Raw genomic sequence first — 25,235 nt, 5'->3', positions numbered from 1 at the left:
TTACACCGCCTGATGATGAGTGTCGTTTACGCCGGTTGCCAGCGTCATGATGTTTTCCTGAGAGATGTCGCGCCCGTGAAGTTCACCCGCAATGCTGCCTTCCCGCATCACGTACACCCGGTCGCTCATCCCCACCACTTCCGGCAGCTCGCTGGAGATCATTAAAATTGCCACCCCTTTGCGGGCCATTTGGTTCATGATGCGGTAGATCTCGCTTTTCGCGCCGACGTCCACGCCGCGCGTGGGTTCGTCCAGAATCAGAATGCGTGGGCCGATGGCGACCCAGCGGGAGATGAGCAGCTTCTGCTGATTTCCGCCGGACAGCCCGCCCGCGCGCACCTGCGAATGGGGCACGCGGATGTTGAGCAGGGCGATGGCGTCATCGGAAATCGACTGGGCTTTTTTGCGGTTTAACATACCGAAGGTCGCGTCGCGCTCCAGCGTCGCCATGGTGATGTTCTCCTGCGCCGCCAGCTCCAGAAACAGCCCCTGCTCCTTGCGGTTTTCGGTGAGAAAACCGATGCCGTTTTCGATGGCCGCGCGCGGCGAATGGATCACCACCGGCTCGCCGTCGACCTCAATCATGCCGCCCGTGGCTTTACGCACGCCGAAGATAAGCTGCGCCAGCTCGGAACGTCCGGCCCCGACCAGTCCCGCCAGCCCGACGATTTCGCCGGAACGCACCTGCAGGCTGCACGGCTGTACTTTTTTACCGTCGGTGAGGTGGTGGACGTTGAGACGCGGGCTGCCGAGGGGAATATCACGCTCCTTGTTGAACAGGTCGCTTAGCGGGCGGCCCACCATCATCTTCACCAGTTCCGACGCGTTCAGCTTGTCGCGCGTCAGGCTCCCGACGTACTGCCCGTCGCGCAGAACGCTGACGCGGTCAGAGAGTTCATAGACCTCCGCCATGCGGTGGCTGATATAGATGATCGCCATCCCTTCATCGCGGAGGCGCAAAATCAGTTCAAACAGGCGATGGGTTTCGCGGGAGGAGAGGGCGGCGGTGGGTTCATCCATCACCAGAATGCGGCTGTTGCGGTGCAGCGCGCGGGCAATTTCCACCTGCTGCTGTTCGGCGATGGTCAGCTTCATCACCAGATCGGTGGCGCTGAACTGCGCGCCGAGGCGGTCAATCACCGCCTGCGCCTGGGCTGCCATCTCCTTGCGCTGGACCAGCCCGCCGCGCGACAGTTCGCTGCCGAGGAAGATATTTTCGGCTACGGTGAGATTGGGCGCGAGCTGCATCTCCTGATAAATCAGCGTGATGCCTGCGGCCAGCGCATCCTTCGGCCCTTTAATGTGAAATGGCTGACCGTCGATCAGGATCTCGCCGCTGGTGGCAGTATAGGCCCCTGCGAGGATTTTCATCAGCGTGCTTTTTCCCGCGCCGTTTTCGCCCATCAGCGCGTGGATCTCACCGGGAAAAACCGTCAAATCCACACCCTTGAGCGCGTGGAAACTGCCAAACGTTTTGGCAATGCTGCGCATCTCTAATACCGGGGTTCTGCTCATGGCGGATCTCCTGTGAATACCGATTTCTGCACTTCATCACAGGTGCGTAAATGCAAAATGTCAGAAGCTGTTCATATTTGTCATAGTTATGAATAGCTAATCGCCATCACATTTTCCTTTTCCCTCTCCCTGTGGGAGAGGGGCAGGGTGAGGGCAGCAAACCGCAAAGGAGCCTCAATCCATGCCATCACGCCGCCCGCCCTTTTTCGCCAGCGCCCGCGGTCGCCTGCTGATTTTTAATCTGCTGGTGGTTGCCGTAACGCTAATGGCGAGCGGCGTGGCGGTGCTCGGCTTTCGTCACGCCAGCCAAATCCAGGAGCAGGTGCAGCAGCAAACGCTGGACGATATGACCGGCAGCATGAACCTGGCCCGCGATACCGCCAACGTGGCGACGGCGGCGGTGCGGCTCTCGCAGGTGGTGGGGGCACTCGAGTACAAAGGCGAAGCCGAGCGCCTGAAGCAGACGCAAATGGCGCTGCGCCGCTCCCTGGAGCAGCTTGCGGAGGCACCGCTGGCACAGCAGGAGCCGGCCCTGGTGGCGCGTATTATTCAAAGAAGTAATGAATTACAGCAGAGCGTGACGGAGATGCTGGAGCGCGGACAGCGACGCCATCTGGAGCGTAACGCGCTGCTGAGCTCGCTGTATCAAAGCCAGAGCTACCTGCGCCATCTGCAGGACATCAACCGCCGTTATGACAGCAACGTACCGAATGCGCAGCAACTGATGGAGATGGACCGGCTGATCGCCGCCGCCATTGACACCCCTTCGCCGCGCGCGACCGTTCAGCAACTGGACGCAGTTGCCGCAACGCTGCCCCGGAGTGCCGCACAGCCGGTCGTGAAGGATGTTCTGCCTGATTTTAATGCCGAGTTAGGTAAGCTCGGCCCGCTCTCGAAGCGGCTGGAAGAGAGCGACCTGGCGATAAGCTGGTATATGTTCCACATCAAGGCGCTGGGGGCGATCCTCAACAGCGACATTAATCAGTACGTCGAGCAGGTGGCGCAGGCCTCCCGGCTTCGCACTGCCCAGAGTCATCACGAGCTACAATCCATCAGCGTGTTTATCAGCATCTTCGCCGTGCTGGCGCTGATCATCACCGGGTGCGCCTGCTGGTATATCTACCGCAATCTGGCCTCAAACCTGACGGCCATTTCCCGGGCGATGTCGCGCCTTGCTCACGGCGAACAGGATGTTTCCGTTCCCGCCCTCCAGCGGCGCGATGAGCTTGGCGAGCTGGCGCGCGCGTTCAACGTTTTTGCCCGCAACACCGCCTCGCTTGAACACACCACGCGTCTGCTGAAAGAAAAAACAACGCAGATGGAGATCGACCGCATTGAGCGTCAGGGGCTGGAAGAGGCGCTCCTGCACAGCCAGAAGATGAAGGCGGTCGGACAACTGACGGGCGGGCTGGCGCATGATTTTAACAACCTGCTGGCGGTGATCATCGGCAGTCTTGAGCTCACCGACCCTGAATCAAAAGACGTGCCGCGCATTACCCGGGCGCTAAAGGCGGCCGAGCGTGGCGCCTTACTGACCCAGCGACTGCTGGCGTTTTCCCGCAAGCAATCCCTGACCCCGCATGCTGTAGAGATGCTGCCGCTGCTGGAGAACCTCCGGGAACTGCTGCGCCACTCCCTGCCTGCTACCCTGACCCTGGAGATTGAAGCGCAATCCCCTGCATGGCCCGCCTGGATAGACGTCAGCCAGCTGGAAAATGCCATCATCAACCTGGTGATGAACGCGCGCGATGCGATGGAAGGGCAAAGCGGGGTGATTAAAATTCGCACCTGGAATCAGCGCGTCACCCGCAGCGACGGGCGCAGGCAGGATATGGTGGCACTGGAGGTCATTGACCGCGGCAGCGGCATGTCGCAGGAGGTGAAATCCCGGGTCTTTGAACCGTTCTTCACCACCAAGCAGACCGGGAGCGGGAGCGGGCTAGGCCTGTCGATGGTCTATGGCTTTGTCCGCCAGTCCGGCGGTCGTGTGGAGATCGAGAGCGCGCCGGGGCAGGGGACAACCGTCCGGCTACACCTCCCGCGCTCGACGCTGCCCGCTGCTGCAGTTGATGAAGCATTATCTGCCACCGCCTCCGTCGATAGCGAGCGGCTGGTGCTGGTGCTGGAAGATGAGGCGGATGTCCGTCAGACCCTGTGCGAGCAGCTGCACCAGCTTGGCTATCTGACGCTCGAAGCGGACAACGGCGAGCAGGCGCTGAGCATGCTGGCGGCGTCGCCGGATATTGGCATGTTTATCAGCGACCTGATGTTGCCGGGAAGCCTGAGCGGAGCCGAGGTGATTAGTCATGTGCGTAATCATTATCCGCAGCTTCCGGTGCTGCTGATCAGCGGCCAGGATTTACGGCCCGCGCATAATCCTCAGCTGCCGGACGTTCCGTTACTGCGTAAGCCGTTTACGCGGGCGCAGCTGGCGCAGGCTCTGCGGAAAATATGTTTTTAAATGCCCCTGTTTAGGATTTCATCAAGAGCATCGTTAACGCCGGTGATGTTAATCTGCGCAAAATTTAGCAGATTGGGATATAAAAGGAATTATGCCGGTACTCACAAAGGGGGACTCACAAATGATCGTGATGCCTACAACATACAGCCCGAGCACAATTGCCAGGTCGTTTAAACTCGTTGATGAGTTTGAGCTTTCCGGGCGAGTGCTACATGTTATTTTTGATAGCCAGACGCCAAGAGCTGCGATTATTGAAGCGGATATCGAAACCTTCGATGGAGTGCCCCGGCATCGGGTTGTTGCTGCCCTGGATTTACAACGTAAAACGCATTTGGGTGAAGATATTATTGCCGTCGAGCGCTGTTGGGAAGATGCCAGTGTTATTCAGGTAGAAGGTATCTGCGTTGATCCCGCCGAGCGTGACAAGGGACTGGCAACTCGCCTGTATGAAGCCCTGGTATTACAGTGTGGCGTGACGCTTGTCAGCGACTTTGAACAATATGAGGGTGGGAAGATGCTCTGGCAAAAAATTGCCCGCGAGTCTGACCAAATCGCTGTATTTGTTCTCGATACCGAGCAGGGCGCATTTTGGCCGTATGATGGTAGCAAGGTTATCTATAACGGAGGGTGTATCCCCGAAGATCGTATCTGGAGCCATTCGCCGGATCAAAAATGCTATGGCATCGTCCTGGTTGCAGAAAATAAACAGCGTGCGAATCAACTGATGGAAGTCCCAGGACACAACTGAATTTGAGATTCCTCCGCTACCCCCGTTTCCTGCCGTTGATTATCGTAAAGCCAGTTCACCTGCGAGTCTGGCCTTATGAAACGTTACTCAACTGCTCTGTTATTTGGTCTGCTGTCTCTCACCAGCCAACTGGCTCATGCCGACATTGTTGATGATGCTATTGGCAACATTCAGCAGGCGATCAACGATGCCTACAACCCCAGCAGCAGCCGCAGCAATGACGACGACGATCGTTATGACCGCAGCCGTCAAATCGACAGTCGACAGTACGACGATCGTCGTCGGCAGCTCGAAGACAGGCGCCGCCGTTTAGACGAGCGCCAGCGCCAGCTGGATGACGACAGACGTCGTCTGGAAGAGGACGAGCGCAGGTTGGAAGACGATTACGATCGAGGCTAAGTGCGGCCTCTTGCCCTCACCCCAACCCTCTCCCACGGGAGAGGGAGAAAACTAATCCAGGACCAGCACCATCCCGTCATACCCTGCTTCAATGCCGTCGGGCAGCGGGTTATCCATCATCCACACGTCAAACTGATGGCTGATGTGCGTCAGGATCACCTGCGGACAGCCAATCACCTCGTTTAGCGCAATTACGGTATTTAAATCGCAATGGTTTCGCGGCGTTTCGTCGCGCGGTGCATGGCTGCAGTCGATAATCATCGCCTGCGGCTGATTGTTGAGCAGGAACTTCACCGTTTTTTCCGGCAGCCCGGCGGTATCGGAAAGCCAGGCTACGCGGCTGTGGGCCGACTCCAGCAAATACCCGAAGGTCAGTTTCGAATGGTTGAGCGGCAGCGGCGTAACCCGCATTCCCTGAAGTTCAAACATCACAAACGGTTCGACCGTATGGCTGAAATCCAGAATCCCCGGATGTTTAAACAGGTCGTCACAGCCCGCTTCATCCGGCGGACCGTAAACGGGGATCGTCGCGCCCACGCCCCAGCGCAGGGGGAACAGCCCCTGAACGTGATCCATATGATAATGGGTCAGCAAAAACTGCTGAAAGCTGCCTGCGGGCCAGTCGTCCATCAGGTGCGGAATACCCGCGTCCAGCAGGGTCACCGCATCGTTGAATTTGACCACCGCGCTACAGGGGCGACGGCGATAGGTCTCCTGCAGACGCGCCCGGCGACACGCCGCGCAGTCGCAGCCAAAGACCGGCACGAGTTGCGCGCTTCCGGTTCCTGTTAACGCGATCGTCAGACTCATAACACACCTCTACAGCGGTTTAGTGAATCGAAAATGGCTCTGCGTATATCCTTCACGGACGTAAAAACGATGGGCATCGGTGCGCTTCACGCTGGTGGAGAGCTCGGTCAGCTCAGCGCCGGCCTGTCTCGCGACGTCCTCTGCCCAGGCGAGCAGATGGCTGCCCACTTTTAGCCCGCGCGCCTGCGGCATCACCACCAGCTCCTGGATCTCGCCGATCCAGCGCGCGTGATGGAGGTGAAACTGCAGGTGCAGGCCGATCATGCCGATGACCTGCCCGTCCAGTTCGGCAAGCTGGTAGCGCATGTTGTGATCCTGCAGATTGGCAAGATAGCCCGCGTGAAACGCCTGGCGATCGAATTCGGCCTGTTTCAATTCGCAGATTAACGCATAGACGATTTGCGTATCGTCGGCGGTGGCGGGACGAAGCCTGCAGTCAGGCATGCTGTTTCTCCTTCTGACGGATAAGCGATAAAAAGGTATCGACTGACTGTAGCAAACTTCCGTCGTTATTAAGGATATGGCAGTCGGACGGGGTGTAGCGCGCCGCACGCTCCAGCCGCTGGTCGATCTCGCGGGCGGATTCACGACCCCGTCTCTGCAACCGGCTGCGCAGAACCTCCGGTGAAACCTGCAGGCAGACCGGCAGCAGGGCTGCCCCATAGCGGGCGCGCGCTTGCGAAAGATGCGCCCGCGAGCCGTTGACCAGCACGTCGAACCCCGCATGCAGCCACAGATCGGTCTCGATGCCGATTCCGTAGTAATAGCCATTGGCGTGCCAGCTCAGCGCCAGCAGATTTTGCCCGGCGCGGGTGAAAAACTCCTGCTCGCTCAGGGCAATATGGTTTTCACTCCCCGCATTGGCCGCGCGGGTAATGTACCGGTGCGCCACCAGCAGCTGCGGATGCTCCTGCTGCCGTAAGGCGGACAGCAGGCTGTCCTTACCGGAGCCGGACGGCCCCATTAGCCAGATAAGTTTTCCCATCAGAACACCCTCTTTCCCTGACGCCAGACGTGGCCGATATGGATGTGCTCGCCCCTGCGGTGGGCCAGGACCAGATCCGCCCGCTTGCCTTCAGCTATCTCGCCGCGATCATGCAGATTAAGCGCCGAGGCCGGGTTTTTCGTCACCAGGCGAATCGCCTGCGGCAGCGTAAAGCGGTTGCCCTCGTCTTCGGCCACCCGGAACGCCGCGTCGAGCAGGCTGGCGGGGTAGTAGTCGGACGAGAGGATATCCAGCAGGCCGAGGGACGCGAGCCTGCTTGCCGCGACGTTGCCGGAGTGCGAGCCGCCGCGCACGATATTCGGTGCGCCCATCAGGACGTTCATGCCGTGCCTGCGGGAGGCTTCAGCCGCCTCGAACGTGGTGGGGAATTCGGCGATCACGCTGCCAAGCTGGTGGGATTCAAGGACATGATCGTGCGTGGCATCGTCATGGCTGGCCAGCGCGATATTGCGGTCCCGGCACATCGCCGCAATTCGGACACGGTTAGGCTGCGACCACCGTGCCGCAAGCGCCAGCTGCTCTTCTTCGTAACGCGCCATCTCCGCGTCGCTGAGAGAATATTTGCCCTGATAGTATTCACGATACTTTTCAATGTTGGCGAACTGACGCTGCCCCGGCGAGTGGTCCATCAGGGAGACCAGCGACACCGGCTCGCGGCCGACCAGCTTTTCAAACAGCGGCAGGGTGGTGTGGTGCGGCAGCTCGCAGCGCAGGTGCAGGCGGTGCTCGGCGCGGTTGAGGCCCCGCTTTTGCGTCTCTTCCACGACGTTGATCATCTTCTCCAGGTTCTCCAGACGGTCCCCGCCGTCGCGCACGTCGCCAATCGCCACCGCGTCCAGTACGGTGGTGATGCCGCTGGCGACCATCAGCGCGTCGTGGCTGCTCATCGCAGAATGAGCGGGCCAGTCGACCTTCGGGCGCGGGGTGAAGAATTTATCCAGATTATCGGTATGCAGTTCAATCAGCCCCGGCAGCAGCCAGCCGCCTTCACCGTCCATCGCCTCGGGCGAGCGGCTCTGGGTTTCAGCAAACGCGCGGATTGTTCCGTCCTGGATCTCAATCGAGCCGTCAACCACCTCATTATCCAGCACCAGCTTGACGTTATTGATAATCATACGTTTGTCCCCATCGGGTGCAGTCTGTCCGCGACGCGGGTGCGAACGCTCTCATCGTGGAAGATCCCGACGATCGCCGCCCCGCGCGCTTTGGCCTGCTCGATCAGTTCCACCACGGCCGCGCTGTTTTTAGCGTCGAGCGAGGCGGTGGGTTCATCCAGAAGTAAAATCGGGTAGTCGACAATAAAGCCGCGGGCGATATTGACGCGCTGCTGCTCGCCGCCGGAAAAGGTCGACGGGGCAAGGTGCCACAGGCGCTCGGGCACGTTGAGGCGCGTCAGGAGGCTGGCGGCTTTGGCGGCACAGGTTTCGCGCGGCACGCCAAGATCCAGCAGCGGCTGCATGACCACGTCCAGGGCGGAGATCCGCGGGATCACCCGCAGAAACTGGCTCACCCAACCGATCGTTGAGCGGCGCACCTCCAGCACCTTACGCGCGGGGGCCTGAACCAGGTCGACCCATTCTTCGCCGTGGCGAATATGAATATGGCCTTCGTCGGGCAGATAGTTGGCGTACAGGGAGCGCAGCAGGGTCGATTTTCCGCTGCCGGAGTGGCCGTGCAGCACCATGCATTCGCCGCGATTAACCTCCAGAGAGGCATTTTGCAGCACCGACAGGCGCACGCCGTTTTGCTGGTGGAGCACAAAGGTCTTACTTACGTTTTGTACGTGGATCATGTTGGCCTCTTAGTTCTGCAACACGGACGACACCAGCAGCTGGGTATAGGGATGGTGGGGATCGTCGAGCACGCGGTCAGTTAACCCACTTTCCACCACCTGACCCTGCTTCATCACCAGCAGACGGTCCGCCAGCAGGCGCGCAACACCTAAATCGTGGGTGACAATCACCACCGCAAGGTTCAGTTCCACCACCAGGCCGCGCAGCAGGTCGAGCAGGCGCGCCTGCACCGAGACGTCCAGCCCGCCGGTGGGTTCATCCATAAACACCAGCTTCGGATGGGTTACCAGGTTGCGGGCGATCTGCAGGCGCTGCTGCATCCCACCGGAGAAGGTCGTCGGCAGGTCGTCGATGCGCGAGGCGGGGATTTCCACCTCTTCAAGCCAGTGCTGGGCGGTGGCGCGGATATTGCCGTAGTGGCGCGCGCCGGTGGCCATCAGGCGTTCGCCAATATTGCCCCCCGCAGAGACCTGACGGCGCAGGCCGTCCATCGGGTGCTGATGCACCACGCCCCACTCGGTGCGCAGCAGGCGGCGGCGCTCGGTCTCGCTCATGCCATAGAGGGAGTGTCCCTGATAGAGTATCTCGCCGTGTTGCGGCGTAAGGCGCGCGGAGATGGACTTCAGCAGGGTGGTTTTGCCGGAGCCGGACTCGCCGACGATCCCCAGCACCTCACCCGGCCACAGCTCGAACGACACGTCGCTAAAGCCTTTGCCCGGCGCATACAGGTGGGTCAGGTTATTAACCGAAAGCAGCGGTTTCATTGGCCGTTCGCCTCGCTCTGTTGGCGGCAAAAATCGGTGTCGGAGCAGACAAACATCCGTTTGCCCGTGTCATCCAGCACCACTTCATCCAGATAGCTGTGTTTGGATCCGCAGATGGCGCACGGCTCGTCCCATTCCTGAACCGTAAACGGGTGATCGTCGAAATCCAGGCTTTCGACACGCGTGTACGGCGGGACGGCGTAGATGCGCTTTTCGCGCCCGGCGCCGAACAGCTGCAGGGCGGGCATCATGTCCATCTTCGGGTTATCGAACTTCGGGATCGGCGACGGGTCCATGACGTAGCGCCCGTTGACCTTCACCGGGTACGCATAGGTGGTGGCGATATGGCCGAAGCGGGCGATATCCTCATACAGCTTCACCTGCATCACGCCGTACTCTTCCAGGGCGTGCATGGTGCGGGTTTCGGTTTCGCGCGGCTCGATAAAGCGCAGCGGCTCCGGAATCGGCACCTGGAAAATCAGAATCTGATCTTCAGCGAGCGGGGTTTCGGGAATGCGGTGGCGGGTCTGGATCAGCGTCGCGTCTTCGGTTTTTTCCGTGGTCGCGACGCCCGTTACCCGCTGAAAGAAGCTGCGGATCGACACGGCGTTGGTGGTGTCGTCGGCGCCCTGGTCGATGACCTTCAGCACGTCCGCCTCGCCGATCACGCTGGCGGTAATCTGAATACCGCCTGTGCCCCAGCCGTAGGGCATCGGCATTTCGCGGCCGCCGAAGGGCACCTGATAGCCCGGAATCGCCACCGCTTTAAGTATCGCTCGGCGGATCATGCGTTTGGTTTGCTCATCCAGATAGGCAAAGTTGTAGCCGCTTAAGTTAGCCATGTTTGCGCTCCCGTTGCAGGCGTTTCAGCAGTTCCAGTTCGGCCTGGAAATCGACGTAGTGCGGCAGCTTGAGGTGCGAGACGAAGCCCGCAGCTTCGACGTTATCCGCGTGGGCCAGCACAAACTCTTCGTCCTGCGCCGGGCCTGCAACGTGCTCGCCGTAGTCGGGTGCCTGCAGGGCGCGATCGACCAGCGCCATGGCCATGGCCTTGCGCTCGCCGAGGCCGAACACCAGCCCGTAGCCGCGGGTAAAGTGCGGGTCTTCATTTTCAGGCGCGACAAAACCGTTCACCATTTCGCATTCGGTCATCAGCAGTTCGCCGACGTTCACAGCAAAACCCAGCTCTTCCGGCACGATTTCAAGGTCGATGTAGCCGCTGCGAATTTCGGCGGCAAACGGGTGGTTGCGCCCGTAGCCGCGCTGGGTGGAGTAGGCTAGCGCCAGCAGATAGCCTTCGTCGCCGCGCATCAGCTGCTGCAGGCGAGACGAGCGCGAGCACGGGTAAACCGGCGGCGTGCGGGTGATGTCATCCGGCTGCGCGCCAGAATCTTCTTCCGCCTTCGCCAGGCCCTGTTTTGCCAGCAGGCTGAAGACGTGCGGAGACGGTTCCTGTTCTGCGTCAGAGGAGCTGAGCGGCGGCATCTCGCCGTTCGCCAGCAGGGTAAAATCGAGCAGGCGATGGGTGTAGTCACAGGTAGGGCCAAGCAGCTGGCCGCCGGGGATGTCTTTATAAACGGCAGAAATGCGGCGCTCCAGGCGCATCTCCGCGGTGTTGACCGGCTCGCTCACCGCCAGTTTGGCAAGCGTAGTGCGGTAAGCGCGCAGCAGGAAGATCGCTTCCACGTTATCGCCGCTGGCCTGCTTCAGGGCCAGCGCCGCCAGCTCGCGGTCGGCGATGCCGCCTTCGGTCATCACCCGGTCGACGGCAAGGTTTAGCTGCTGCTCGATTTGGGCCACGCTCAGCTCAGGGAGCTGTTCATCGCCCCGTCGTCTGTGCGCCTGCAGCGCATGGGCGGCGGCGATAGCCTTCTCGCCCCCTTTGACGGCAACGTACATCAGCACACCTCCACGTGGGTGGTCCGCGGGATGGCCAGCAGGCGCTCGCCGCAGGTCAGGATCAGGTCAATGCCCAGCGGGAACGGGTGCGGGCGCTCGGTCAGCTCGTGAATGATGCACTCCGGCAGCTGCGGCGCAACCATGCGCTCATCGGCGATGCCTGCGCCGGTCAGGCGCAGCATGCGGCCGCCGCTCAGGCTGGAGACCTGCAAAATCAGCGTGGCGCTGGTTTCCGGGGCGACGGCGGAGCCTTCGCTCAGGGCATTCAGCTGTTCATGGCTGATTTGTTCGTCGGCCACGGCAAAGATTGCCTGCTGCGGCTGTTCAACCAGCGGGGCGCCGGTGTGAAAACGCAGGTTCTGGCTGGCGATATCGTTAGACAGGGCGCCCGAAAGCCATACCGGGGTATCGTTGTCGGCCAGGGTCAGCAGCACGCTGGTGGTCGCCAGGTTCAGCGGCAGCCAGCCCTGAGAGAGCTGGTGCAGCGAGACAATCACGCCCGGCTCGCTCATGGCTTTCAGCAGGCGACGAAAACTGTGTTGGGCATCCTGGACGGCCAGGGTAAAAGCGGGTTGAAGCGTCATGCGTTGTCTCCGCGAACGAGCGTAAAGAAGTCGACCCGGCTGGTATTCACTTCGGCCTGACGCGCGGCAATACGTGCGGCGCGGTCGGCCTCCAGCGGGGAAATAAGGGTTTCCATCAGCGTCTGGAAATGCGGTTGTTCCTGTAAAAGCGCGTCGATGACCGCGCAGCGCTCGGCGTGCGCTTTATCACGCCCCAGCACGTAGCCGTAGCCCAGCGTGCCGCTGTGCAGGCGGATCGCTGCGCGGGTGAGGGTGGCATCTCCGGCGAAGAAGCGCTCGCCGGTGCCGCCCATGCGCGCCTGGATCTGAACGAGGCCGATCTCCGGCGCGCGGAGGAGGTCGTACCCGGGGGCCAGGGCAAGGGCGATCATGCGGGCAGAGAGCGCAGCAGGCTGGCTGTGGGCCAGCACGCGCATCCAGCGCTGTCGGGTGGCGGTGTCGAAGTGCATTCAGTGCTCCATGGTGAATTCGATCATGTCGGCGCGGGTCAGGCTGACGGAGTATTCCGTCGCGTCGATCTCGCCGTCACGGTGGTTGAGGGTGCGCACGCAGAGCAGCGGGGCCATATTGGGAATTTCGAGTACTTTGCTCTCTTTCGCCTGCGCGCGGCGGGCGCTGATGCGCGTCTGGGTGCGTTTCAGCGCAATGCCTGTCGCATTCTGGAGAAAATCATGCAGCGATCCGCTGGAGAAATTCTGCAGCACCGGCCAGAGGGTGAGGTCCGCGAAGTAGTGGTCGATCTGGCACACCGCCACGCCGTTGACGCGGCGCAGCGTGCGCAGGTGGATGACGTTGTCGCCCTCCTGAATGCCCAGCGCGTCCGCCACGTGGCTGGAGGCCGGACGCAGCACCGAGAGCAGCTTTTCGCTGGTCGGATGGCTGCCCTGATCCAGCAGGTTCTGGCTAAAGCGCGCCTGGGCGTTCAGCGGGTAGTCGAACGGGCGCATCAGCACCAGCACGCCCACGCCCTGACGGCGCTGCACCCAGCCGCGCTCGACCAGCTGGTCAATGGCGCGACGCAGGGTGTGGCGGTTCACTTCATAGCGGTCAGCAAGCTGCTGCTCGGCAGGGAGGTAGTCCCCGCAGCGGTAGTGCGTGCGCAGCTCCACTTCGAGCTTTGCCGCGATCTCTTGCCATCGGGTGGGGTAACTGGTCGGATGTCTGGATAAGTGCATAGAAAACAAAGCCTCGCTTCTCAGATGAAGTGCTTGCGCAAACGTTGAGAGAGGAAATCCAGCAGGCTGACGGTGACGATGATGAGCACCATCAGGGCGCAGGTTTGCTGGAACTGGAAACCGCGAATCGCTTCCCACAGGGTGACGCCAATCCCGCCTGCGCCGACCATGCCGACCACGGTGGCGGAGCGGACGTTGGACTCAAAGCGGTACAGGGAGTAGGAGATCAGCAGCGGCATCACCTGAGGCAGAACGCCGTAGAGGATCTCTTCGATTTTATTGGCACCCGTGGCGCGGATGCCTTCCACCGGACCGGGTTCAATGGCTTCGACCGCCTCGGAGAGCAGCTTGGAGAGCACGCCGGTGGTGTGGATGAACAGCGCCATGACGCCCGCGAACGGACCCAGGCCGACGGCGACCACGAACAGCATCGCAAAGACCATTTCGTTGATGGCGCGGCAGGCGTCCATCAGGCGGCGCATGGGCTGGTATACCCACCATGGCACGATGTTTTCGGCGCTCATCAGGCCAAACGGAACGGAGAGAATAACGGCCAGCGCGGTGCCCCAGACGGCGATTTGCAGGGTGACCGCCATTTCGCTGAGGTAATCCTGCCACTGGCTGAAGTCCGGCGGGAAGAAGTCGGCGGCGAAGGTCGCCATGTTGCCAGCGTCTTTGAAGAGCAGCAGCGGATCCATTTCCGCGCCCTTCCAGGAGATAACCAGCACCGCCAGCAGGATGGCCCAGCTTATGAGCGAGAACCAGCTGCGCTTTGGCGGCGGGAGGGTGATGGTTTGCATGTTGGCTCCTTAATCTGTTCTCCCTCTCCCTCAAGGGAGAGGGGACAAAGTTACTGCACCGCTTTATTCACGCTGGTCATCGCGCCGAGCGCGGCGGTCAGGCGGTCGAGGTCTTCAAGCTGGGCCTGAATCGCGGCCACTTTGCTGGTCTTTTCCTCGTCCTTCAGTCCCTTGTTGTCCTTGACGCCCTGCATCTCTTTAAACAGCGCCAGCTGGCGAATCGGAACCAGCTGCAGGTCGCTTGACGGGCGGAACGGTGCCCAGCCCAGACGTTCGAGAACCGCTTTCTCTTCCGGCGTTTTGCCATAGGTCATAAAGAAGTCGTACACCTTGTCCTTGGTGCTTTCGGACAGGTTTTTACGCCACACGATCGGGTCGCCCGGGATCAGCGGCGATTTCCAGATAACCTTGATCTCTTTAAGCTTGTCCGGCGCTGAGGTTTTCAGCTTGTCGAGGTTCTCGGTGTTGTTGGTGGCAACGTCCACCTGCTTGTTGGCCACGGCCAGCGCGTTGGTTTCATGGCTGGCGTTTACGGTGCGCTTGAAGTCGCTGGCGGAGGCGTTGTTTTTGGCGAAGACGTAGTAGCCAGGGACAAGGTAGCCGGAGGTAGAGTTCGGGTCGCCGTTGCCGAAGGTCAGCTCTTTGCGTTTGGCGAGCATGTCATTGAGGTTGTTGATCGGGCTGTCTTTGTTGACGATCAGCACGCTCCAGTAGCCAGGAGAGCCATCGGCCGCGACGGTCTGGGCAAAGACCTGGCCGTTCGCGCGGTCCACCGCTTCCATGGCGGAGAGGTTGCCGTACCAGGCGATGTCCACTTTATTAAAGCGCATCCCCTGGATGATGCCCGCATAGTCCGGGGCGAAGAAGGCGTTCACTTTGATCCCCAGCTTGGTTTCCATATCTTTCAGGAACGGTTCCCACTGAGGCTTCAGGTTCTGCTGTGATTCCGTCGAAATAATGCCGAAGTTCAGCGATTTTTCCTGCTCTTCCGCATACGCTGGGCTTAACAGGGTGCTGATGCTGAACATGCTGGTAAAGGCCAGCGCGGCAACGGCTTTGTAGCTCATGTACTTTCCTCGGATCGGGTTTAATTAAGCAGCCTGCGCGTTCTCTTCGACGCGGTTAATGCTGCGGTAGAGATGGTCAAAACGTTCGTTATCGAACTGATGGCTCGCGCCATCAAAGAACACGTGCCCCTGACGCAGGGCGACGATGCGCTCGCAGTAGCGCAGGGCGTAATCAACCTGATGCAGCGTGACCACTACGGTGATGCCGTCGTTCTGGTTAATGTCGCGCAGGGTCTCCATCACGATGCGGGCGGACTCCGGGTCCAGCGAGGCGATGGGTTCGTCAGCAAGAATGATTTGCGCTTTCTGCATCAGCGCGCGCGCAATCGCCACGCGCTGCTGTTGCCCGCCGGACAGGGTAGAGACGCGCTGGTGGGCGAAGTGCGCCATGCCGACTCGGGTCAGCGCCTGCAAGGCTTCCTGCTTCTGGGAAGGGGAGAACCAGCGCAGACAGGTGCGCCAGAACGGGGTGCTGCCGAGCGCGCCAATCAGCACGTTCTCCAGTACAGTCAGGCGGTTTACCAGGTTGAACTGCTGGAAGATGTAGCCCGTCTGGGCGCGGCTCTTGCGGATATCGCTCGCCAGACGCCCGGCGCGCTGGACGGTATTACCCAGCAGCTCGACGTGGCTTTCCGGCGTTTTATCGCCGGTGATAAGCCCGCTCAAATGGCGCAGAAGGGTAGATTTACCCGAGCCAGAAGGCCCGAGAAGCGCCACCATGTTGCCCTGCCGGACGGTCAGATCAACGGCATGCAGAGCCTTGTTGTGATTAAAGGTCTTGCTCAGTTTCTCGACGCGGATGACGGTTTGCATGTGCTGGGCCTCACGATAAATGTGGCCTCATGCTGGCGCATCAATGTGACATTTGGGTTAAGTGCAGGTTGCGGGAGTTTGAAGAGTTGAAGTGAAAGCGATGACAGTTACTGTAGGCCCGGTAAGCGCAGCGCCACCGGGCGCTTTTGCTGGCTGCGCTGCGCGTGTCCTGCCTACGACGTTTGTTGCTTAACGACGTTAATCATCCACGGCACGCCGTACTTATCGGTGACTCTACCAAAACCATGTGCCCAGAAGGTTTCCTGCCAGGCCATGTCGATATTCCCGCCCGCGGCGAGGTTGTCGAACCAGCGTTTGCCTTCATGGACGTCCTGGGTGTCGAGAACCAGGGTAAAGCCCGCGTACTGCGCGTTGCTGCCGGGCGGCATCCCGTCGCTCATCATGATATCGCTGCCCGCAATGCGGACGTTGGAGTGGGCGATAGCCGAATCCGGAAATTGCATACCGGACGGACAGCCTTCATCGCTGTTATCGCTTTTTGGCATTTCGCCGAAGGTGATTTTATAGAGAAGTTCTGCGCCGACGGCTTGCTGGTAAAAGGCGGTGGCCTCAGCGCAGTTGCCGGCAAAAGAGATGTAGGGACTTAACGGCATAATCTTTACCTCACGTAAGATAAGCCCGTTAAGTGTAGTGCCCGAAAGCCCGGTAAGCGAAGCGCCACCGGGCGGGTAAATCAGTTCTTTTTCACAAACTCTGATTTCAGCTTCATCGGACCGAAGCCGTCAATTTTGCAGTCGATATTATGATCGCCTTCAACCAGACGGATATTCTTCACTTTGGTGCCGATCTTCAGCATGGAAGAGCTGCCTTTCACTTTCAGATCTTTAATCACGGTTACGCTGTCGCCGTCCGCCAGCAGATTGCCGTTCGCATCTTTGACGACAAGTGCATCAGCATCGTTTGATGGTTCGGCATCATTCCATTCATGAGCGCATTCCGGGCAGATGAACATGCCATTATCTTCATAGGTGTATTCAGAATTGCATTTTGGGCAGTGTGGGAGTGACATATCGGTATCCTCAAAAAGTGTAAACGCGCTGGAAAGTGCCAGCTAAATGACGGCAGCGTGCCGAAAAAGGCGGCAAGTATAGCGCAAATCCACACGTTTGTCGGTGACATTGTGAATTAAAAAAATGCAAAAAACGTATTGGGAGTGACACTTCCTGTCAGTCAGTTAAGCGATGCTGACCTCATTAACACGGTGGGAAGAAATGACGCTAAATATATCGAATATTTTATTGCGGCAAATTGCTACGTTCCTTCATTTCGGATAAGGTGAAGCGACACATTGTTATTTATCTCTGGACTTCGCTGCTCTACATATCTTATGGCAGTGGGGTATTACCTCTCTTTTTAGGGGGGAAATAATGATGATATATCCTGAAGTTTCTTAAAAATGGGCTACGCTTTTTTTCTTTTGGCTGTCAGGCCAGGAGGGAAGCTATACACGCCATGCAAGGATAGTGAATTATTTCTGATTATCATCAATCAGTTATATTTCGGCGAACATGTTTTCCACACGTAATCATATAAGCCTGAACAACATAATTAATACCAGTGGCTTAATAAAAGTAATAAATTTGCGTTAAGGAAAGGCTTTTATCATGCACACACAGACCATTTTTGAATTAAGCCAGGAAGCTGAGCGTTTGCTACAGCTTGCCCTGCAAAACCTTGATACGTTGAAATCAATGCCGACTGCGATGCTGGAGAGCACTGCGGCTGCTATTACGGGTGAAAAGAACAACGTTTTACCTTTGCATTTTAGCGCGCGCGGCGTCGAAGCGCAGCAGGCGATGCTGAATAATGAATTACGAAAAATAACCCGGCTGGAAATGGTCCTGGCTATTGTGGGCACCATGAAGGCGGGGAAATCAACCACCATTAATGCGATTGTGGGGACCGAAGTGTTGCCGAATCGCAATCGTCCGATGACGGCACTTCCTACCCTGATTCGCCACACGCCGGGTCAGAAGGAGCCGGTGCTGCATTTCTCGCATGCCTCGCCCATTGATGAATTGATCCAACTGCTCCAGAAAAAGCTATGCGATTACGACCGCGGGAAGCTGGCTCAGCGTCTGGAAATTGATAAAGACATGAATACGCTGCTGGAGCGCATTGAAAAAGGGGAAGCGTTTGAGAAGCATCACCTGGGCGCGCAGCCGATATTTCACTGTCTGAAAAGTCTCAACGACCTGGTGAGGCTTTCCCAGGCATTAGGTGTAGAGTTTCCGTTCTCTGAGTATGCGGCTATCGAACATATCCCGGTAATTGAAGTGGAGTTCGTGCATCTTGCGGGTCTGGATGCTCACCTCGGACAGCTGACGCTGCTCGATACGCCCGGGCCGAATGAGGCCGGACAGCCGCACCTGCAAAAAATGCTCAGCGAGCAATTGTCCCGCGCGTCGGCGGTGCTGGCCGTGATGGATTATACCCAGCTTAAATCCATTTCTGATGAAGAAGTCCGCCAGGCCATTTCCGCAGCGGGAAAATCAGTGCCGCTGTATGCGCTGGTCAATAAATTCGATCAGAAAGATCGCAATAGCGACGATGAAGAGCAGATCCGGGCGATGATCTCCGGCACCTTAATGAAAGGCAATATTTCGCCTGGCCAGATCTACCCCGTTTCGTCCATGTGGGCCTATCTGGCGAACCGCGCTCGCTACGAGATGAGTACCCACGGACAACTGCCGGATCATCAGGAGCAACCCTGGGTGCAGGATTTTGCTGAAGCTGCGCTTGGACGTCGCTGGCGTACGGCGGACCTGGACGATATCGACCATATTCGTCATTCTGCCGATTTGCTCTGGGAAGATTCGCTATTCGAACAACCGATACGCAAACTGATTTACGCCGCCTATGCCAATGCTTCACTTTACGCGCTGCGTTCTGCTTCGCATAAACTGCTCAACTATGCACAAAATGCCCGGGAGTACCTCGACTTCCGCTATCAGGGGCTGACGGTTGCCTTTGAGGCGCTGGAACTGAACATCGCACGTCTGGAAGAGGACATGGCGCTTCTGCAGACGCGTCAGAGCGTGGTGAGCGATGAGGTGAAACATGAGGTTGAAGAGGCTCTGAACGCCACTACGGACTTTATGGGAGCCCAAAAAACTGCGCTTCGCCAGGCGATTGGTGAGGTGTTCAGCGCTCAGCATATTCTTGATTTGGCAGGTATCGATCGGCAGAACCTTCGCGGTGACGAGGCGCACGAGCTGAAACAGCTGGTTCTGGAAGATGAAGGGCAGGCGCAGATCGTGCTGAGTAAAATCCGCTCCTCCTGCGAGCTGGTGATGCTCGATGCACAGACGAAGATTTGCCGGGAGCTGGCGTTACGCTTCGACCAGCTTGAATCTACGCTGGCGCGTTCCCTGAACGAAGCCATGCGCCCCATCGAAACGCGTATTAAAGAGCATCTGAGCCATGCGGGGTTTCGGGCGCGGATCAGTTTCCCCGCGTTTCAGGCAAGCCAGCTTAACTTCAATACGCGAGCGCTGTTCAACGATGCGATTGCACAGGACGACAGCCAGGCCGCCCCTCCCTCCGGCGGGAGCAGCATGCGTGAAACGGTCTCTCGTTGGCTCAATAATCCGGGCTGGGGCTGGGATGAGTATGTGGAAACGCGCACGCGCTATGTTATCGACATTGCGCAGCTACATGACAAATTTAAGCAACATATTGATCAGTTTTGTGAACAAATACGTAAAGCTTTGTCCGCGCAGGTCGATGTCTCTGTTACGGCAGGAATGGCAACGTTCTTTGCAGAATTTTCGTTGTGCCTGACCGGGTTACAGGAAAGCTTGCGTGATAGCCTCGCAGTGCGTCAACAGAATGAGCATTCAACCCGAGCGCTCTGCCAGTTGTTGAAGCAAAGTATTACTACTGCGACGTGGATACAGGAAGATACCCGACTGTTACGCGATGATATTCAAACTCTATTCGCGGCAGAGCAACCATGACAACACCACTACTGGATGGCCCCGGGCGAACGCTGGAGTGTATTAATCCAAAATTTATGGTCGATCTGGTTCAGGGAGTGGACGCGGCGCGTCATCCTCACCTGGGACCTCAACAGCTTCAATTTCGTGAGCGTTTGACTCAGGAAATCATGACGCATACCCGGCTACGCCCCTGGGCGATGGCGGGTATGCTCAATGAAAATGCGGCGCTGCGCCTGGGGCTGGCGGAAAAACTGGCCGGCATGCTTGACCCGGGTCATCTCGCGCTGACGCTGATGGCAGAGAAACTTATTGCTTTGCGCCAGCAGACGCACCCGCGCGCCCAGCAGTCCCCCGGACTGATGCAGCAGTACGCTGAACTCTCTTCTCATTTTACCCAACGCGCCGCCTGGAAAGAGAAGGCGCTAACCCAGCGCGGGCTGACGGTGCAGGCGGGCGAGCACAGCGAGCAGATTTTTACCCGCTGGCGGGCCGGACATTATGATGGCTGGTCGCTGGCCGGGCGCTGCTTTATCGTCCTGGAAGAGCTACGCTGGGGGGCATTTGGTGACGCATGCCGCCTCGCGAATGAAGATGTGGCGGCAATGCTTAAGGATAACCTGCGCAGCATGGCGGCTAACTATCTGGCGCAGGGGATCAATGCGTCACCCACGACCCGCCATTTCTATCACCAGTGGCTTACAACGCCGGCCTCTCCGGGCTTAATCGATCATAAAGATATGCTGGGCTGGCTGGGGGACTGGTGTCAGGCGGATCAACATCCGGTGAGCTGGTCAGTGACGCAAAACTGGCAGACCGTCGCGCTGGGCATGCCGCGGCTCTGTTCGGCAAAACGGCTGGTGGACGGGATGGTGGAAGAAATTTTTGGATGAATCCCTTATCACCCCGATCCTCTCCCCGAGGGGAGAGGGGATGATCTGGTGCTGTGTGTTAATGATTCGCTTCTATTGGCTCCGGTTCAGGCTGGGTCTCATGCATATTCCCGTAGCGCTTCGCATACAGCGCCGTGATGATGGGCACCAGAATCGCGGTGACAATCACGCTCGCGGCAACCAGTGCTGTCGCTGAAGCAGCGACCGGTTCGAAGGCCGGGTTAATCTGAGCAATAATCATCGGGTTTGCGACAGCAGCACCTGCGGCTGAAGAGGCGGCGACGCCCGCCGTGCCGTTTCCTCCTCCGATTACGCGGTCAGCAATAATCAGCGGAATGCCGGTGATGACGATCACGGCGACACCCAGCACAATCCCCAGCAGGCCTGTATCGAGAATGACCTTCAGGTTGATGGTGTTCCCCAGTGCGAAACCGAAGAAAGGGATCAGCACCGGCGTGGCTTTGCTGAAGAAATCACGCAGATCGCGATCGAGATTGCCAAGGGCGAAACCGACCAGGAAGGGCAAGATCGCGCCGACAAAGTGGTGGGGTTCAAACGAGGCCAGGCCAGCAGACCCCAGGATCAGCATCGTCATCAGCGGGCCAGATTCCAGAGACATCAACACAAATGCGCCGGACTCTTCTTTCGTTCCGTACTGGTTCATCAGGCTGGCGTATAATCCGCCGTTGGTCATGTCCATCGCCGAGACAATTGCCAGGACCGATAATCCCGCGAAGAACCCGGTCTGAATTCCATTCTCTGGAATGAACATTGCGCATATCATTGCCGCCGCCCAGGCTACCGCTATTTTGGTTATCACCAGCGTTCCGGATTTCCGTAATACGGTACCCGTTGCCCGCAAATTAATGGACGCGCCGATACAAAAAAACCAGACGGCAAGAATCGGAACCGTGCCCGTTATCATGCCTTTAGTGAAACCGCCAAAATAAGCTCCGGTATTGGGAGCAAGGGTATTCAGGATCGCGCCCAGCACCAGCGGAACCAGCATCATACCGCCAGGAATGCGTTCTATCGTGGCTTTAATCTTCATAGACAAACCTCACATCGGATCCCGCAGCACGGGGGATAGGTTTTAAAAATTAGTCAATAAATTCAATTGATTGCTCTTATTGCTTGCCGTCTTTTTTCGATGACCCAGCAACATAATTAAATGTGTGCTCGCGATTAGCCTCTTTTGAAAACACATAAAACGTTGTATTCGGATTTATCATGCGATCATTGGAATATTGATTCAATGAAAATAAAACATCGTTTTAGTTATCTTTGTCACATATTCAATGTAAAGCTTGAGGCCGGATCCTGTTGATGAAAATTTATGTAAAGTTGATGTGAATTAACGTGGTTTGTTTTTCTGTTACGAAAGAAATAAAAACGCGCGTGAGGATGTTCTTTTGGGGAGGGTAAGGAAGTGCTTATTGGCATTCCTTGACAAAAATTGGACTGAGTTGACCAGACGCAAAAATATATGTGAAGTTGATCACAAATATAAACGCTGGTAGGGTAAAAAGGTCATTAACTGCCCAGGCAGGCGTCAACAGGTTCGGTTGTATCGATGTAAAACGTCAATGTAAGTAAACCTGCTACGCTTGAATAAGGCGATTCGCATGGAGCGGATCCCATGGTTCACAGAACGCATACTGGACTGTGAAACAGACAGGGCCGAGTCAACGAGGATAGCTATGCTGAGAAGGAAAAAGATTAAACCCATCACGCTTCGCGACGTCACCATTATTGATGACGCAAAGCTGCGTAAAGCGATTACCGCAGCCTCGCTCGGTAATGCGATGGAATGGTTCGATTTTGGTGTCTACGGTTTTGTGGCCTATGCGTTAGGTAAAGTGTTTTTCCCCGGGGCCGATCCCAGCCTGCAGATGATTGCCGCACTGGGTACGTTCTCCGTTCCCTTCCTGATTCGCCCGCTGGGTGGTCTGTTCTTCGGTATGCTCGGCGATAAATATGGTCGCCAGAAGATCCTTGCTATCACCATCGTTATTATGTCGATCAGTACATTCTGTATCGGCCTTATACCCTCTTACGCCACCATCGGCATTTGGGCACCCATTCTCCTGCTGATTTGTAAGATGGCCCAGGGCTTCTCCGTAGGCGGTGAATATACCGGTGCCTCGATCTTCGTTGCCGAGTATTCCCCGGACCGTAAGCGCGGTTTTATGGGAAGCTGGCTGGACTTCGGCTCGATTGCCGGGTTTGTCCTGGGTGCGGGCGTCGTGGTGCTGATTTCAACCGTGGTGGGTGAAGATAACTTCCTCGACTGGGGCTGGCGTATTCCGTTCTTCCTGGCATTGCCGCTGGGGATTATTGGCCTCTACCTGCGTCATGCGCTGGAAGAGACGCCTGCCTTCCAGCAGCACGTCGATAAACTGGAGCAGGGTGACCGCGAAGGGCTGCAGGATGGTCCTAAGGTATCGTTCAAAGAGATTGCCACTAAGCACTGGCGCAGCCTGCTGACCTGTATTGGTCTGGTGATTTCGACCAACGTGACCTACTACATGCTGTTGACCTACATGCCGAGCTATCTGTCGCATAACCTGCACTATTCGGAAGATCACGGTGTGCTGATTATTATCGCCATCATGGTGGGTATGCTGTTTGTGCAGCCGATTATGGGCCTGTTGAGTGACCGTTTTGGTCGTCGACCGTTCATTATTCTGGGAAGCGTTGCGCTGTTTGCTCTGGCAATCCCGGCATTTATTCTTATTAACAGTGATGTGCTGGGGCTGATTTTTGCCGGTCTGCTGATGCTGGCGGTGATCCTTAACTGCTTTATCGGGGTGATGGCCTCAACGCTGCCCGCAATGTTCCCGACCCACATTCGCTACAGCGCGCTGGCCGCAGCCTTTAACATCTCGGTGCTGATTGCCGGTCTGACCCCAACGCTTGCCGCCTCGCTGGTGGAGAGCACACAGAACCTGATGATGCCTGCTTATTACCTGATGGTGATCGCGGTGATTGGTTTGATTACCGGTATTACCATGAAGGAGACGGCAAATCGTCCTCTGAAAGGCGCAACGCCTGCGGCATCGGATATCCAGGAAGCGAAAGAGATCCTGCGTGAGCACTACGATAATGTAGAGCAGAAGATTGAGGATATTGACGCCGAGATTGAAGAGCTGCAGAAAAAACGCTCCCGACTGGTGGATCAGCATCCACGCATCAACGAGTAATAAATAAACCCGCCAACGGCGGGTTTTCTTTTATTAGCATCCGGCAGCGATGTAGTCGCCATTGGCACTGATGGGGATCACCGTCAGGAACAGCAGTGTCGCGAACAGGATCAGGACTATCCCTCCGGCTATTTTGACTGCCGGTACCAGCCATCTTAATGAGGCGCTTTCTCCGAACCAGGTCACCGTGCGTTCGCGGGCGTACCTTACAGCAAGGGACAGCCCCACAATAGAGAGGGCGGTTCCCAGAGACATGGTCATGACTGCGGCCACCCCCCAGGTGACAATGCCCAGCGCGTTCGAAAACATCAGAATCATGATCGCCCCGCTGCACGGGCGTGCGCCAATCGCCAGAATCACGCCCAGACGGGTTTTCCAGTCGCCCTGCGTCAGGTCTGTACCTACGCCGTGATGGCCGCAGCCACAGTGTTCGTCGTGCTGATGAAGTGGCTTAATGGCAGAGACAGACATTCTGCGCGGACGCAGACTTTTCAGCGCCTGGTAAATGACAAATGCGCCGAATGCGCCAATAAGCACTGCGCTGATCTTCTCCACATACCAGCGGCTGGTACTAATATCCCCTGAGGCGAGGTTAAATCCTACCGCCAGAATAAAGACAAACAGAATGGCGCTGACGCCCTGCATCAGGCTGCCCAGGAAGGGGACGACCCGGGCGGCCAGCTCGCTTTCCTTATTGGTGGTCAGATAGGTCGTCACGATGAACTTTCCGTGCCCGGGTCCGATGGCGTGAAGGACACCATAAAGGAAAGCCCCCGTTAACAGCCATAATCCGCCGCTGTACTGGTGGTTATTAAGCTGCAGCAGATACATCACCAGATAGCGGTGCAGCGTAATTTGCGTGGCGAGACACCACTGGATAAAGGCGTTCCAGTGCGCATGCAGGGTAAAACCCGCAAAGAGAAGTGCCAGCAGCATCACCCCTGCTGTAGGGAGACGCCAGTCGCGGGTGAGGCGTTGTGTGGTCATGAGGGTGGGCCTGAACAGAGGAGAATATTTGCCGCTAGTATAGTTGATCTTCTCGCTCAATTCGTGGGATCGCGTCGGGAACCGTGCATGATTGTGGATAACTTTGTGCATAAAAGGGTATAAGGCGGGGTTTTGCTGGGGAATGCAGCAGTCAGTCATTTTTTTGCAACTTTTCGGTTGCGGTCGTTCGGGAACTCCCTATAATGCGCCTCCATCGACACGGCGGATGTGAATCACTTCACAAACAGCCCGGTCGGTTGAAGAGAAAAAATCCTGAAATAACGGGTTGACTCTGAAAGAGGAAAGCGTAATATACGCCACCTCGCAACGGTGAGCGAAAGCCGCGTTGCACTGCTCTT

At 57.6% G+C, this 25,235-nt stretch carries 25 protein-coding genes; 6 read left to right on the top strand and 19 right to left on the bottom strand.

Annotated features, from left to right (window positions below; translation table 11 throughout):
- Complete coding sequence (locus tag USH94_RS19290; protein WP_111964185.1) at positions 1-1,515, bottom strand: sugar ABC transporter ATP-binding protein; 1,515 nt, start codon at positions 1,513-1,515, stop codon at positions 1-3.
- Between the two features lie 181 nt (positions 1,516-1,696).
- On the opposite strand from USH94_RS19290, the gene USH94_RS19285 reads away from it, so the two are divergent.
- The 3 genes from USH94_RS19285 (at position 1,697) to yjdP (ending at position 5,123) form a co-directional block, all read left to right on the top strand.
- Entirely contained in the window at positions 1,697-3,976 is a 2,280-nt protein-coding gene (locus USH94_RS19285; protein ID WP_111964184.1) for an ATP-binding protein, read from the top strand.
- 121 nt (positions 3,977-4,097) lie between these two features.
- Positions 4,098-4,724, top strand: a complete 627-nt coding sequence (locus USH94_RS19280) for a GNAT family N-acetyltransferase (protein WP_111964221.1) — start codon at positions 4,098-4,100, stop codon at positions 4,722-4,724.
- A 75-nt stretch (positions 4,725-4,799) separates the two neighbouring features.
- Positions 4,800-5,123: a DDRRRQL repeat protein YjdP gene (gene yjdP / locus USH94_RS19275; RefSeq protein ID WP_033144428.1), complete on the top strand. Its 324-nt coding sequence runs from the start codon at positions 4,800-4,802 to the stop codon at positions 5,121-5,123.
- A gap of 51 nt (positions 5,124-5,174) precedes the next feature.
- On the opposite strand, the gene phnP is transcribed toward yjdP, so the two are convergent.
- The 16 genes from phnP to USH94_RS19195 form a co-directional block, all read right to left on the bottom strand.
- On the bottom strand, positions 5,175-5,933 hold the full coding sequence (phnP, locus tag USH94_RS19270; RefSeq protein WP_111964183.1) for a phosphonate metabolism protein PhnP: 759 nt from the start codon (positions 5,931-5,933) through the stop codon (positions 5,175-5,177).
- A 9-nt stretch (positions 5,934-5,942) separates the two neighbouring features.
- On the bottom strand, positions 5,943-6,377 hold the full coding sequence (phnO, locus tag USH94_RS19265; protein WP_111964182.1) for an aminoalkylphosphonate N-acetyltransferase: 435 nt from the start codon (positions 6,375-6,377) through the stop codon (positions 5,943-5,945).
- The gene (gene phnN, locus USH94_RS19260) at positions 6,370-6,921 is read right to left on the bottom strand and encodes a ribose 1,5-bisphosphokinase (protein WP_111964181.1); all 552 of its coding nucleotides are present in this window, start codon (positions 6,919-6,921) and stop codon (positions 6,370-6,372) included. The genes phnO and phnN overlap by 8 nt, the downstream gene beginning before the upstream one ends.
- A complete protein-coding gene (gene phnM / locus USH94_RS19255; protein WP_111964180.1) occupies positions 6,918-8,054 on the bottom strand; it encodes an alpha-D-ribose 1-methylphosphonate 5-triphosphate diphosphatase in 1,137 nt (378 codons plus the stop codon). Before phnM ends, phnN begins: the two co-directional genes overlap by 4 nt.
- Positions 8,051-8,731: a phosphonate C-P lyase system protein PhnL gene (gene phnL / locus USH94_RS19250; protein WP_111964179.1), complete on the bottom strand. Its 681-nt coding sequence runs from the start codon at positions 8,729-8,731 to the stop codon at positions 8,051-8,053. Before phnL ends, phnM begins: the two co-directional genes overlap by 4 nt.
- A gap of 9 nt (positions 8,732-8,740) precedes the next feature.
- Positions 8,741-9,496: a phosphonate C-P lyase system protein PhnK gene (phnK, locus tag USH94_RS19245; RefSeq protein WP_111964178.1), complete on the bottom strand. Its 756-nt coding sequence runs from the start codon at positions 9,494-9,496 to the stop codon at positions 8,741-8,743.
- A complete protein-coding gene (locus USH94_RS19240; RefSeq protein ID WP_048990321.1) occupies positions 9,493-10,338 on the bottom strand; it encodes an alpha-D-ribose 1-methylphosphonate 5-phosphate C-P-lyase PhnJ in 846 nt (281 codons plus the stop codon). The genes phnK and USH94_RS19240 overlap by 4 nt, the downstream gene beginning before the upstream one ends.
- The gene (locus tag USH94_RS19235) at positions 10,331-11,395 is read right to left on the bottom strand and encodes a carbon-phosphorus lyase complex subunit PhnI (RefSeq protein ID WP_111964177.1); all 1,065 of its coding nucleotides are present in this window, start codon (positions 11,393-11,395) and stop codon (positions 10,331-10,333) included. Before USH94_RS19235 ends, USH94_RS19240 begins: the two co-directional genes overlap by 8 nt.
- A complete protein-coding gene (gene phnH / locus USH94_RS19230; RefSeq protein WP_111964176.1) occupies positions 11,395-11,979 on the bottom strand; it encodes a phosphonate C-P lyase system protein PhnH in 585 nt (194 codons plus the stop codon). Before phnH ends, USH94_RS19235 begins: the two co-directional genes overlap by 1 nt.
- A complete protein-coding gene (phnG, locus tag USH94_RS19225; protein WP_111964175.1) occupies positions 11,976-12,428 on the bottom strand; it encodes a phosphonate C-P lyase system protein PhnG in 453 nt (150 codons plus the stop codon). Before phnG ends, phnH begins: the two co-directional genes overlap by 4 nt.
- Complete coding sequence (gene phnF, locus USH94_RS19220) at positions 12,429-13,154, bottom strand: phosphonate metabolism transcriptional regulator PhnF (RefSeq protein ID WP_023326523.1); 726 nt, start codon at positions 13,152-13,154, stop codon at positions 12,429-12,431.
- Positions 13,155-13,174: 20 nt separating this feature from the next.
- A complete protein-coding gene (phnE, locus tag USH94_RS19215) occupies positions 13,175-13,954 on the bottom strand; it encodes a phosphonate ABC transporter, permease protein PhnE (RefSeq protein ID WP_048226491.1) in 780 nt (259 codons plus the stop codon).
- Positions 13,955-14,004: 50 nt separating this feature from the next.
- Positions 14,005-15,021, bottom strand: coding sequence for a phosphonate ABC transporter substrate-binding protein (phnD, locus tag USH94_RS19210; RefSeq protein ID WP_111964174.1), 1,017 nt, complete (start codon positions 15,019-15,021; stop codon positions 14,005-14,007).
- Positions 15,022-15,045: 24 nt separating this feature from the next.
- Positions 15,046-15,834 (bottom strand): phosphonate ABC transporter ATP-binding protein, encoded by a 789-nt coding sequence (phnC, locus tag USH94_RS19205; protein ID WP_111964173.1) that lies wholly within the window; start codon positions 15,832-15,834, stop codon positions 15,046-15,048.
- 173 nt (positions 15,835-16,007) lie between these two features.
- Entirely contained in the window at positions 16,008-16,448 is a 441-nt protein-coding gene (gene yjdN / locus USH94_RS19200; protein WP_111964172.1) for a VOC family metalloprotein YjdN, read from the bottom strand.
- 80 nt (positions 16,449-16,528) lie between these two features.
- Positions 16,529-16,864 (bottom strand): zinc ribbon domain-containing protein YjdM, encoded by a 336-nt coding sequence (locus USH94_RS19195; protein WP_111964171.1) that lies wholly within the window; start codon positions 16,862-16,864, stop codon positions 16,529-16,531.
- Positions 16,865-17,459: 595 nt separating this feature from the next.
- Here USH94_RS19195 and crfC point away from each other — a divergent pair.
- A complete protein-coding gene (gene crfC / locus USH94_RS19190; protein WP_111964170.1) occupies positions 17,460-19,814 on the top strand; it encodes a clamp-binding protein CrfC in 2,355 nt (784 codons plus the stop codon).
- Entirely contained in the window at positions 19,811-20,686 is an 876-nt protein-coding gene (locus USH94_RS19185; protein WP_111964169.1) for a diguanylate cyclase regulator RdcB family protein, read from the top strand. The genes crfC and USH94_RS19185 overlap by 4 nt, the downstream gene beginning before the upstream one ends.
- A 58-nt stretch (positions 20,687-20,744) precedes the next feature.
- Here the strand turns inward: USH94_RS19185 and kdgT are convergent, their stop codons facing one another.
- Positions 20,745-21,737, bottom strand: coding sequence for a 2-keto-3-deoxygluconate transporter (gene kdgT / locus USH94_RS19180; protein WP_111964168.1), 993 nt, complete (start codon positions 21,735-21,737; stop codon positions 20,745-20,747).
- Between the two features lie 649 nt (positions 21,738-22,386).
- Between kdgT and proP the strand changes: the two genes are divergently transcribed.
- Positions 22,387-23,889: a glycine betaine/L-proline transporter ProP gene (proP, locus tag USH94_RS19175; protein WP_023334221.1), complete on the top strand. Its 1,503-nt coding sequence runs from the start codon at positions 22,387-22,389 to the stop codon at positions 23,887-23,889.
- A gap of 33 nt (positions 23,890-23,922) precedes the next feature.
- Here proP and USH94_RS19170 read toward each other — a convergent pair whose 3' ends face one another.
- On the bottom strand, positions 23,923-24,876 hold the full coding sequence (locus USH94_RS19170) for a nickel/cobalt transporter (protein ID WP_111964167.1): 954 nt from the start codon (positions 24,874-24,876) through the stop codon (positions 23,923-23,925).
- Positions 24,877-25,235 lie beyond the last annotated feature (359 nt).

It is taken from the genome of Enterobacter sp. 148H3 (genome assembly GCF_034107425.1).
Taxonomy (GTDB): domain Bacteria; phylum Pseudomonadota; class Gammaproteobacteria; order Enterobacterales; family Enterobacteriaceae; genus Enterobacter; species Enterobacter vonholyi.
This window is presented reverse-complemented; position numbering and strand designations above follow the sequence as displayed.